This is a genomic window from Amycolatopsis xylanica, from assembly GCF_900107045.1.
Taxonomy (GTDB): Bacteria; Actinomycetota; Actinomycetes; order Mycobacteriales; family Pseudonocardiaceae; genus Amycolatopsis; species Amycolatopsis xylanica.
This window is the reverse complement of record NZ_FNON01000008.1, coordinates 164335-176377: the sequence shown is the minus strand read 5'-3', so window position 1 is coordinate 176377 and position 12043 is coordinate 164335. Positions and strand designations below refer to the sequence as shown.

Sequence of the window (12043 nt, the reverse complement as noted above, 5' to 3'; positions counted from 1 at the left end):
CAGTGAGTGAGAGGCTACGATCCAGAATCCTTGGCGCCGGCCGGTCTGCACCACGCAGCGGCGGCGGAGTTCTGGAGGGACGCACTTGCCCGACTCAGCGCCCGACACGGCCATGTTCCAAAAACACTTCCACGCACTGGCCGCGAACGTCGAAACCTTCATCCGTGGCAAGTCGGACGTGGTCCGGCTCGCTCTCGTCTGTCTCTTCGCCGAGGGCCACTTGCTGATCGAAGACGTGCCAGGGGTGGCCAAGACCTCCCTGGCGAAGGCGATCGCGCGGTCCATCGCCGGTGCGACGGTCAAACGGGTCCAGTTCACCCCCGACCTGCTCCCGGCCGACGTGACCGGGGTGCAGATCTACGACCAGGCCAGGGGCGGGTTCGAGTTCCGCCAGGGCCCGGTCTTCGCGAACATCCTGCTCGGCGACGAGATCAACCGCGCCTCGCCGAAGACGCAGTCGGCGCTGCTCGAGGTGATGGCCGAGCACCAGGTCACGGTCGACGGCGAGCCGCGCCCGGTGCCGGAGCCGTTCCTCTGCATCGCGACCCAGAACCCGGTCGAGCACCAGGGCACCTACGTGCTGCCCGAGGCCCAGCTCGACCGGTTCCTGATGCGCATCGCCATCGGCTACCCGGACGAGGTGGCCGAGGAGGTCAGCATCATCGCCGACGGCATCGCCAGGCGGCGCCCGGAGCAGCTGGACCCGGTGCTGGACCTGGACGACCTGCGCACGATGATCAAGACCGTCCGGCAGCTGCACGTCTCCGCCCAGCTGCAGGACTACATCGCGCTGATCGCCCGTGCCACCCGCGAGCACCCGGACGTCCAGCTCGGCGCCAGCCCGCGCGGCAGCATCGCGCTGGCCACGGCCGCGCAGTCCTACGCCGCGTCGATGGGCCGCGAGTTCGTCACCGACGACGACGTCAAGGCCGTCGCGGTGCCGGTGCTGACCCACCGGCTGCTGCTGACCTCCGAGGCGCGGATCGCCAAGCGGACCGCGAAGTCCATCGTGGAGGAGATTCTCGACGGCACGCCGGTTCCCCGTGCCCCGGAACCTCGGTGACCCGGGGTGATCACGAGGACGGGGGGCGCGGTCGCCGGTGCGGCCGTGGTGCTGACGGCGGCGGGCACGGCCGCCGACTATCCGGAGCTGGTGGTGCTCGGCGCCGCCGGGTTCGCGGCGCTGCTGCTCGCCGCGCTGTGGATGCTGGCCAGGCCGCGGCTCGACGCCACGCGCCAGATCAGCCCCGCGCGGGTGCGGGAGGGTGACCCGGCGGTCGCCGTGCTGCGGGTGACCAACGTCGCCCATCGCCGCAGCCTTCCCTTGCTGGTCACGGAGAACATCGCGGGCAGCCGGGTTTCGGTGCCGCTGCCGAGCCTGGCGGCCGGTGCGTTCTTCGAGACCAGGTACCCGGTGCCGACCGCGCGCCGCGGCCGTCACGAGATCCCGCCGCTGCGCGTCGGGCACGCGGACCCGTTGCGGCTGCTGCATCTCAGCCGCGGCCGGGGCCCGGCGACGGCGCTCGTCGTGCACCCGAGGTCCCATGTCATCGCCCCGCTGCCGCTGGGCGGCCCGCGTGACGTCGAAGGCCCGACGTCGAGCAACTCCCCGCAGGGCGGCGTCTCGTTCCACAGCCTGCGCGACTACCAGCCCGACGACGACTGGCGCGCCATCCACTGGGCGTCCTCGGCGCGCACCGGCACGCTCATGGTGCGGCGCAACGTGATTCCCGACGAGCCGCGCCACCTGGTCGTGCTCGACACCAGCGAGGGGCCCTACACCGACGAGTCGTTCGAGGACGCCGTCCGGGTGGCCGCGTCGCTGTGCGAGGCGGCGGGCGAGGCCGGGTACACGCTCGATCTGCGCACCACCGGGCACCCGATCACCGAGGGGCTGGACGACGGGGTGACCGGCGCGCTCGACCGGCTCGCCGGGATCGAGCGGGGCGACGGGGACCGCGGCCTGCTCGCGCTCACCGATCTGGTGACCGACCTGGTCAGCGCCGACGAAGGGGTGGCGCTCAGCGTGGTCACCGGCCGCGCCGACGCGACGCATCTGGACGCGCTCACCGCGCTGCGGCGGTGGTTCTTGACCGTCAACCTCATCCAGCTCGGCCAGCCGGGCGAGCTGGCCGCCGCGCACGGCGTGCTCGCGATCGACGCGCGCACCAGCGCCGATTTCGCGGCCAAGTGGAACCAGCTGATCCCGCTATGAACCGGCGGCTCATCGAGGCGTTCCTGTGCGCCGCCGCCGTGATCGCGAGCGGCCTGGTCTACGGCGGGCTCTTCGCCACCGCGGGCTACCTGGCCCCGCTCGGCGCGGCGACCGTGGTCGGCGTGGTGGTCGCCGCGACCGCCGCGCTGCTGCACTGGCGCGCTGGCTGGACCGTGGTGGCCGCGGCGGGCAGTTTCGTGCTGCTGGCCGTCTACGGTGTTTTCGGCAGCACACTCCAAAGTGGACTCCCGACCCGCGGCACCGCGACCGCCGTGCTGCAAGGCGTCTTCGGCGGCTGGGCCAGGCTGCTCACCGTCGCGCCGCCCGCCGACGTCCGCGGCGACCTGCTCGGCACGCCGGTACTGCTCACCTGGCTCGCCGCGTTCCTCGCGACCTCGCTCGCGCTGCGCACCCGCGTGGTGCTCGCGCCGGGCGCGCCGCCGGTCGTCGCCTTCGCCGCCGCGCTCGTCCTCGCGGGTAAACAGCCCGGTTTCCAGCTGCTGCCCACGGTGTTGCTGCTGGCGGCCGTGCTCCTGCTGACGCTGCTGCGCGCCGACTGGACCGGCGTCGACACGTCCGGCCACAAGCAGGCCATGACGAGCAGGCTCGCCTTCGGCTTGCCGGCCATCGCGGCGATCGCGGCCCTGGCCGTCCTCAGTGGACAGTCGTCGCCGCTGGCCACCGGCGCGGACCGCTTCGACCCGCGCGACCTGCGCCAGGCCCCGGTCCGGATCGCCGACTCCATCACCCCGCTGGCCAAGCTCAAGGGCCAGCTCCGCGAAGAACCCCCGCGCAAGCTGTTCACCGTGCGGCAGACGGCGGGCCCGCGCCTCGACCGGATCAGGGTCGCCGCGCTCGACACCTTCGACGGCGTGCTCTGGACGTCCAGCGACCGCTTCCTGGTCGCGGGCAAGCAGCTCGCCGCCGACCCGGCGCAGACCAGGTCGGAGGAGGTCAGCGCACACATCACGATCGATGCGCTGCCCGGGCCGTTCCTGCCGGAGCCCGGCTGGCCGACCAGGCTCGGCCTGGCGCAGGACACCCGGAACCCGATCGGTTTCTCGACCGCCTCGGGGGTGCTGGCGACGGCGATGCCCCTGCGCGGCGCCTCCTACGACGTCACCGGCAAGCTCCCCGTCCGCGACGACGGCCTGGTGACCGCGTCGCCCAGCAAGGGACCCGAATACCAGCGCTACCTCGCACTGCCCGGTGACCTGCCGCCGCTGTTCCCCGCGCTCGCGAGCCAGCTCACGGCGACCCAGCCGACCTCGTACGGGAAGCTCGCCGAGATCGAGAACTACCTGCGCGACCTGCGCTACGACGTCGACGCCCAGCCGGGCCACTCGTACGGCGCGCTGCTCAAGCTGCTCACCGGCGGGCCGTCCAGCGGTGGTTTCGCCGAGCAGCGCGCGTCCGCCTTCGCCGTGCTCGCCCGCGCCGCCGGCTTCCCCGCACGGGTCGCCGCGGGGTACCGCCTCGACGGGCCGTCGACCGCCGGATACACCGTGACCAGCCACGACGTGCACGCCTGGGCCGAGGTGCACTTCGACGGCTACGGCTGGGTCCCGTTCGAGCCGACCGACCTCAGCGGCAGCGCCGGTGACGGCAAGCAGCGCCCGGAACTGCCGGTGGCGGGCCAGCAGCCGCCGAACCCGCCGCTGGGCAAGCCGCCGGTCGTCGCGCCGTCGCCGGACATCGCCGCGTCACCGGCCGGCGCGGGCAACGCCGTCGCGCGCGGCGCCGGGCTCGTCGCCGCCGTCCTGGCGGCGCTGCTGCTGCTCGGGGTGGTGTTGATCCTCGCCGAGAAGGCGCGGCGGCGCTGGCGTCGCCGCGCCGCCCCGACCAACGCCGGGAAGGTGCTCGGCGCCTGGCAGGAGGCCGTCGACCGGCTGATCGAGCGGGGCGTGCCGGTGTCGGCGTCGCTGACCGCGAAGGAGACGGCCGACCGCGCGGTGGCCGTGCTCGGGGTCGCCGCCGGCGCGGTGGTCGGGCTGGCGCCGCTGGCCACGGCCGCCGTCTACGCGCCCCGCGAGCCGGACGAGGCCGCCGTCGCCGAGGCATGGCAACTGGAATCACAGTTGCGAACCCAGCTGTATCCGCGGAGTCAGTCCCTACTATGGATGCGGGCGAGGCTCGATCCCCGGCCGCTCCTTCGGGGGAACAGGCAGCGACGGGGCTCGCTGAAATGATGGGGAATCAGGTGATCACGTGAAGCTTCCGCTGCCGCGCGGGCTCAGAACGGCCGCCGGGATCATGGGCGCCGTCACACTGGTGGCCGGGCTGGTCGCCGGAGCCGACACCCGCGACGTCGCTCCCCAGGTCCGCCTGCACTCCGGGGCCGCGTGGGTGGCCTCCGGCTCCGTCGGGCAGCTGACGCTGCTGGACGGCACGTCGGCCGAGGTGGCCGCGCAGGTCCAGGTCGACCAGCCGGGCAGCGTCCTCACCGCGGTGCAGGACGGGCTGACCGGCTACGTGCTCAACCGCACCCGCGACTCGCTGGTCAGGGTCGACGGCGCGACGCGCGAGCGCACGCAGCCGGCCCCGGTGACCGCCGGTGCGGGCGCCTCACTCTCGGTGTTCCCCACCGCCGACGCCGTCTACACGCTCGACACGCAGAGCGGCATGTTCACGAAGTCCGACGCCAAGACCCTGCAGCCGCTGGGCGGGGTTCCGCTGAACGTCCGCGCGGTCCCCGACGAGCCCGTGATGGACGCCGACAACAGGCTCTGGGTGCTCGACGAGCAGACCGGCGACCTGGTCTGGCACTACGGCGGCAACCGGCACTCGCGCGCGCAGGCGCACACGCCCGGCAGCGCGCACCTCACGCTGACCGGCGGGCACCCCGCGATCGTCGACACCGCGCGCCGCACGGCCGAGCTGCTCGACACCGACGGCAAGGTCACCAAGTCCCTCCCGGTCGACCTGGCGCCCGGCGAGACGGTCGCGGTGAGCGGCTCGTCCGGCGAAGCCAGGCTGCTGATCTCGGACAGCGCCCGCGGCCAGCTCCTGGTCTGCGGGTTCGACGCGGGCTCCTGCGCGCCCATCCCGCTGTCCGGCCCCGGCGACCTCGGCCGCGCTGTCGAGATCGGCAACCGCGTGGTGGTGCCGGACTACGCGACCGGCAAGGCGTTCATCGTCGACCTCGCGCAGCGGCGCCTGCTCGCCGAGCGCCAGCTGTTCAACCGCCCGGTCCGCTTCGAGCTGCTGAGCCGCGACGGCATGGTCTTCTACAACGACCCGCTGAGTGATCAGGCAGGCATCCTCAGCGGCGAGGGCGGCGTCCGCCCGATCTCGAAGTACAACCCGGCCAAGCCGGAAGAGGGCACGACCCCGGTTCCCGGCATCGGCGATCCCGGTCCGCTTCCCACCACCGGCGGCGATCCCGGCACCGGTCCGGTCCCGCCGACCGGGCCCCAGCCGGGGCCCGACACGGCCACCGCGGTGTCCATCGAGATCAGCCCGCGTGACCACGGCATGGTCGGTGACGAGTTCCAGCTCACCGCGCGCGGCACCGGCGCGGTGGGGGTGTCCGGCGCCCAATGGACCTTCGGTGACGGCGCTACGGCCACCGGCACGGGCGTCAAGCACCGGTGGTCTCAGGCAGGCACATTCACCGTGAACGTCTCGGCCCAGCTGAGCACCGGGCAGACGGGCCGTGCGGCAGCCCAGGTAGTGATCGACTCGGCGGACGCGCCGCCCCGCATCGTCAAGCTGGTGGTGACGCCGGAGGTGCCGCAGGTGGGCAGGGCGGCCACCATCAGCGCCGAACTCACCGGCGGCCGCTACTCGGGCCTGGCCTGGTCGGTCACCGGCGCCGGCGGTGAGGTCGTGACTTCGACCGCGCCCGAGTTCCAGCACGTCTTCGCCGCCGAGGGCACCTACACCGTGAAGCTCGCGGTCACCGGCGGCGCCACGACGGTCGAGCAGTCCCGGGAGGTGACGGTGGCGCCCGCGCCCCACGAGGTGCGCTGCGGCGACAAGGTCACCACGAACGCCGTGCTGACCGCCGACCTGATCTGCTCGACCGGTGTCGGCGTCACGATCGCGGCGAGCGATGTGACGCTCGATCTCAACGGCCACACCCTGTCCACGGACAGCACCTCGGCCGCGCGCAAGGGCATCGTGGTCACCGGTGGCTCGAAGGTCACCATCCGCAACGGCACGGTCCGGCAGTTCGCGGACGGGATCGTGGTTGCCGACGCCGCCGACGTCACCATCGACCACGTGACCGCCAGGGGCTTGGCCCAGGACAACTTCGATCATTTCGCGATCACCGCGGAGCGGACGCGCAATCTGCAGATCCGCAATTCGACGATGGACGCGTTCAGCCCGTTCAGGTTCGACCATGGAAGCTCGGTGACGGCCGTCGGGTCGAACCTCACCGGCAGCGATTCCTACCACGCCATCTCTCACTGCGGCGACAACAGCTCCTGCGTCTTCCAGGACGGTCTGCTGAAGGTCAAGAACTTTACCTGTGATCAGCAGGGATCATCGGTGACGGCGGACCGGATGACGGTGGCCATCGACATATTCGCGCCTGGCTGCAAGATCGCGACGGTGACGAACAGCACGCTGGCGCTCGGCGAATCCAGCGCCGACGACAACGTGCTCACCAACAACACCTTCGACGGCTCCAGGGTGTTGATGATGTCCTGGAAGCACTTCACGATCTCTGGAAACGTCTTCCGTGACGCGGACAACCGAGCTTTGGAGATCACGGATTCCGCATGGGGAAAGCTCTCCGGGAACCATTTCCTCGGGGCGAAGGCGTCCGGTGTCATTGTCAATTTCGGCTGGGTGGGCGCGCCGGGCACCACTGTCGAGATCTCAGACAACGAGTTCGCCGGGAACGGCTTCGGGACCGGAGACGAGACATACGGGCACGACGGGCTGACGGTCGTTGACATCAAGGACAATCAGGTCATCGTCGTGGTGAAGGGCAACCACACCAAGAACAACGCCCGGTTCGGCATCAACGTCAACCCGGGCACGGCCGTCGTCGACGGCGGCGGCAACACCACCTCCGGCGATCCGCAAGGCTGCCGGGGGGTCGTCTGCGGCCGAGGTTAGCTCACTTGCCGCAGGGCGGGCCTGGGTCCGTTCCGCCGGGGAGCAGCGCGCGCTCCTCGGCGGTGTAGTCGCGATCGTTGACACGGCACAGGTGATCGATCCACTTGGCCGGGGTCATGTCGATCGACAGCGGGCCGCTTCGGGTGGCGGTGGTCAGCACGTCGCCGAAGAGTGACCAGCCGCCCGACGCGCCGGGCACGCGGAAGTTCGCGATGCCGCTGCCCGAGCCGAGGTCCCAGACCTGCACCCCGCCATCGGCCGAGCTGGAGATCAACTTGTTGTCCGCGGTGAACGCGACGAGTGAGAGGTCGCCGGGCAGCGGCACCGGACGCTGCCGGACATCCTCCTGTTCAGGGGCCCAGATCGTCAGCTGGTTGGCCGCCTTGTAGTGGATCGCGACCCGGGTGCCCGCGGCGTCGGTGATGATCTCCGGGGTGGGACTGCCCGGCCGTGGCTGCACCGAGCGTTTGAGCTGGCCCGAGCTCGTGTCCCAGAGCTCCACCCCGTCGATCGACGCGATCAGCACCTCCACCCTGGCCTCCTGCCATGGCAGTGCCACCGAGTCACGGGCGAACTCCTGTGCTTGTGCGTAGCCTTCGCGGATCTGCAGCGGATTCCGGATCGCCCCACCGGTGCTCAGGTTCCAGGTGCCGAGCTCACCACCGTGCAGGATCAGCACCTGGTCGGCCCACACAGGCACGACCGAGAGGTGTGGTGGCGCCACGTCTTTGGAATACATCGGCAGGACCTTGATGGTCCTGGCGAGCGTGAAGGTGGTGGTGGACAACACCAGCACGTCGCCGTCCGTGCTGATCGCGGTCAGCCACATGCCGTCGGCACTGAATGTGAGCTGGGGGTTGGCGGCCAGCTTCACCCCGCTCGTCTTGAACGCGATCCGCGTGCGGCTGCCCAGGTCGTACGCCTGCAGTGCCCCGTCCTGCGTCAGTGTCGCCAGGAGCCGTCCGTCCCAGCTCAGCGCCGTCGTGCCCGGCGGGGTCGACGGGGCGGGACCGGCGAGGTCGTCGGTGGCGTCGGGGACGCGGAACCGCAGCAGCGCGTCGGTGCTCAGCTGGAAGACCGAAGGCCCGCCGGGGCCGGGCAATACCAAGACGGGCTCGGTGTTGAACTTGGTCAGGTCGTTGGCCTGACGCGGTCGCACGGTGCGCGGGCGCGGCAGGGTGAACGCCTGGCCGGTGCCGAGGTCGATCAGCCCGAGCACGCCGAACGCGTCCTTCGCCGAGCTGTCGTCGAACACCGCGAACCGCCCGCTCAGGTCGGTCAGCCCGGTGGGGCACGCGGGGACCGTCCTGGTGAACCGGACCGCGCCGCTCGTCGGGTCCAAAATGGACAAACGGCCGTCCTGGCATCGCAGGAAAAACCCACCCGGGGTGACGGTGTCCGCGGGTGTGGACCGGATCTCGGCGCCCGTCGCCAGGTCGCGCAGCACCGTCCGCGCGGAACCGCCCGGTTGCTGCTCGGCGAACCAAGCGCTCGTGCCGTCCGGCGCCACGTAGAGCGCTGTGCTGGTTTCCGCTGGTGCCGGGGCGTTGAAACCCGGTGCCGCGGGTTGGCGTTGCTGCACGTCCCACACCTCGACGGCGGGCTGCGTGCCGCTGCGCAGCACCGTCGTGATCAGCTTGCCGCCGTCCGCCGAGAAGGTCGCGCTGACCAGCTTGCCGCGTTCGTCGGCTTTCGCGGTGGGCGTGCGCAGCGGGAGCGGCCCTCGGTGCTGGACGAGGTCCCAGAGCGTGATGCCGTCACGGTTGTCCGACGCGGCGAGCCAGCGGCCGTCCGGGCTCACCAGGATCGTCTGCACCGTGGGCACCGTCGCGACGAACCAGCGCTGCGGGGACCGGCCGAGCAGGTCCGTCCACGCGGTGATCTTGCCGTCTTCCTCGGCGGTGACGGCGGTCTTCCCGTCCGGAGTCGTGGTGGCGTCGGCCAGGGCGCCGGTCCACAGTCCGGACTTGATCTCGTCGACCGACGAGAACTTGAGATATTGCTGCAAAAGCGCCGAGTAGGCCTCGGGCCGGTTCGGGCCGTGGCGCCACGCAGCTTCGGCGAGTTGCAGTGCTGTCAACGGGTTCGAGTCGTCGCGGCGCTGGGACTCCTGGGCGAGCGCGACCGCCGCCGCCGTCCGCAGCTGGCCGCTGAGCTCGCTGTTCTGGCTGAACGCCAGCGCCGCCGAAGTGGTCGCGACCAGTGCCAGCACCCCGATCAGCGCGGTCACCAGGCGCCAGCGGCGGACACCCCGGCGCTGGTGGCTCCGGCTGGCGGTGATGAAGTCGCGTTCCTCGGCGGTGAGGCCGATCGGCTGCTTGGCCAGCCAGTCCTCGGCGGTGGTCAGCGGGTTGCCGCGCAGCAGCGTGCTCGGGTCACGGCCGCCGAGCTGCCACTGGCCGAGCGCGATGCGCAATTGTTCTTGCCAGGCACGGAAATCGTGGGCGGCGGCCAGCCATTCGCGCAGCTGCGGCCACTGCTGGACGAGCGCCTCGTGCGCGAGCGCGACGATCTCCGGCTGACCGGGGTCGTGCCGGACGACCACGAGCCGGTGCTTCGAAAGCGTCCTCGCGAGCTCGCGCGACTCGGGGTCGAGCTGGTCGAACCGGGCGGGCGTGAGGGTGAAGCCGCCGTCGTCGTTGGGCCTGGCCAGCTGGACGAGCAGCTGCTCGGCGAGTTTCTGCTCGCTCGGCAGCAGCAGCTCGGTGCTGACCTCCTGCGCGTACGAAGCCAGCGCGCCGGTGACGCCGCCCTGCTCGTCGTAGCCGCGGTGGGTCAGCGTGCCGCCCTGCTGCGATTCCCACAGCCTCGTCAGGGCGAACTCGACCAGCGGGAGCTTGCCCGGTGAGTCGGCGGCGTCGGCGATGATCCGGTCGACCAGTCCCGGTTCGAACGAGACCAGCGGGAGGTCGGCGGGGCCGGTGATGGCCGTGCGCAAGCCTTCCTGGCCCATCCGGGGGAGCGGGACGGTGTGCAGGATCGCGGCCAGGTCGGTGGTCAGCACCTCGTCGAGGTCGGCGGAGCGCCCGGTGAACACCGCCCGGATGGCGGGCGGGCCGGCAGGCCGCAGCGGCGCCGCGCGCACCAGGTCGGCGACGAGTTCGAGCATTTCCCTGGCCGCTTCGGGCTTGACCGCGACGAGTTCCTCGAACTGGTCGACGAACAGGACGAGCCGTCCCACGGTCTCGACCACGGCGTCGGCCAGCAGTCCGAGATCACCGCTCACGCCGAGCCGGTCGGCGCCGACGATCGGTGCGAGCGCCTGGGTCAGCTGCTCCAGCGGCGCGATGTCGGGACTGGGCCGGAACACGGTCAGCGCCACGTCGTCGCGGCGCAGCGGGGGCAGGATGCCCGCCCTGATCAGTGACGACTTCCCGCAGCCCGACGGCCCGAACACCATCACCATGCGGTGCCGGTCGATCACCTTGGCCAGGTCGGCGATCTGCTGGTCACGGCCCCAGAAGACCTCGGCGTCCTGCTCCTGGAACGGCTGCAGGCCGCGGTACGGGCATTCCGGGCGCGCCGCGCGGTACAGCCGCGCGTCCGGCCGCAGGTCCTCGCCGGGGTTCTCGTCGAGTAGCGCGAGCAGTGCGGCCGCGTGGATCGCCCTGGTGGTCGCGTAGCGCTGATGCTCCAGATCGCCGGGCACCGGCAGGTCCGTGACCGGGACATCGAGGTAGCCGGCATAGGCGGCCGCCGCGCGGTGGAACTCGGCGCGGCGGCCCGGTGGTGGCGCGAGCACCTGCACGTCGAGCGTGCCGAACACACTCCGGACGCGGTCGTCGTCATGGGTGCGCAGCCGTCGCAGCCACTCGCCGACTTCGCCGCTGAGCAGCAGCAGGCGCGCGGGCGGCGCGGTCGGCGGGCGCTCCATGAACGCGGTCGCCACCGCCTGCACCTGGTCGGACCTCGGCTCGGGGTTGTCGATGACGACCAGCAGCGGGCTGTCGATCTTGCTCAGGTTCTCGATGTCGGCGACGGCGGCGTTCTCGTGCAGGAACCCGGTGACCCAGCCGTACCCGGCCAGGTCCTGGCACAGCTGATGCCCCAGCCGCGTCTTGCCCTGCCCGGCCGGTCCGCTGACCAGGTGCCCGGACACCGACTTCGGCGTGTCGGTCCAGTCGCGCAGGATCTTGAGGTCGCCTTCGCGGCCCGCGAACGGCACGAGCTGGTACTCGGCGCGCAGCCAGGCGCTGGGTTCGAGGTTGCGGCTCGGCGGTGGCGGCGCGGCCGTGAACACCCGGCTCAGCACCAGGCCGGGCACCAGATCGGACAGCTCGTCGACCAGCCTGGACAGGTCGCGGGCGTCGTTGCGGTGGCTCAGCCGGAGGAACTGGCAGCGTGCGAGCGCGGCGATGTCGTCGGGCAGCTCGGCCTCGGTCAGCGCGACCGCGTGGTCGAGGAACACCGGGATGACCCGCAGGCCGTGCCGGAACGCCTCGGCGATCTCGCGGTGCACCCAGTCGTCCGGCGCGGTCAGCTCACGCTTGCGCTGCCGGTCGGTGACCGAATGCCAGCGCGCGCCGATCACCGCCAGCAGCACGTCGCAGTCGTGCAGCCGCTCGATGATCTTCTTGGTGAAGTCCTCGCCGGGGCGGATGGACCGGCTGGCGAGGAACACCTGGTCGGCGCCGAACCGGGCGGTGAGCACCCGGTTGATCAGCGTCGCCGCGAAGTCGCCGTCGCCCGTGCGGTAGTTGACGAACACACCGCCCACGCGTTCCCCCTGAGCATCGGCTGCCAGCGATGTCCCAAGGT

At 71.6% G+C, this 12043-nt stretch carries 5 protein-coding genes; 4 read left to right on the top strand and 1 reads right to left on the bottom strand.

All coding sequences use genetic code 11. From position 1 onward, the window contains the following. Nucleotides 1–85: 85 nt before the first annotated feature. Genes BLV57_RS32365 through BLV57_RS32350 form a run of 4 tightly spaced genes read left to right on the top strand, consistent with a single transcriptional unit; the run spans nucleotide 86 to nucleotide 7285 of the window. Nucleotides 86–1063, top strand: coding sequence for an AAA family ATPase (locus tag BLV57_RS32365; protein WP_245757614.1), 978 nt, complete (start codon nucleotides 86–88; stop codon nucleotides 1061–1063). A 6-nt stretch (nucleotides 1064–1069) separates the two neighbouring features. Further along, entirely contained in the window at nucleotides 1070–2215 is a 1146-nt protein-coding gene (locus BLV57_RS32360; protein ID WP_091295460.1) for a DUF58 domain-containing protein, read from the top strand. After that, nucleotides 2212–4404, top strand: coding sequence for a transglutaminase TgpA family protein (locus BLV57_RS32355; RefSeq protein WP_091295457.1), 2193 nt, complete (start codon nucleotides 2212–2214; stop codon nucleotides 4402–4404). Before BLV57_RS32360 ends, BLV57_RS32355 begins: the two co-directional genes overlap by 4 nt. A gap of 19 nt (nucleotides 4405–4423) precedes the next feature. After that, the gene (locus BLV57_RS32350; protein WP_091295454.1) at nucleotides 4424–7285 is read left to right on the top strand and encodes a PKD domain-containing protein; all 2862 of its coding nucleotides are present in this window, start codon (nucleotides 4424–4426) and stop codon (nucleotides 7283–7285) included. A 1-nt stretch (nucleotide 7286) separates the two neighbouring features. On the opposite strand, the gene BLV57_RS32345 is transcribed toward BLV57_RS32350, so the two are convergent. Continuing rightward, the gene (locus tag BLV57_RS32345) at nucleotides 7287–12002 is read right to left on the bottom strand and encodes an nSTAND1 domain-containing NTPase (protein ID WP_091295452.1); all 4716 of its coding nucleotides are present in this window, start codon (nucleotides 12000–12002) and stop codon (nucleotides 7287–7289) included. Between the last annotated feature and the right edge of the window lie 41 nt (nucleotides 12003–12043).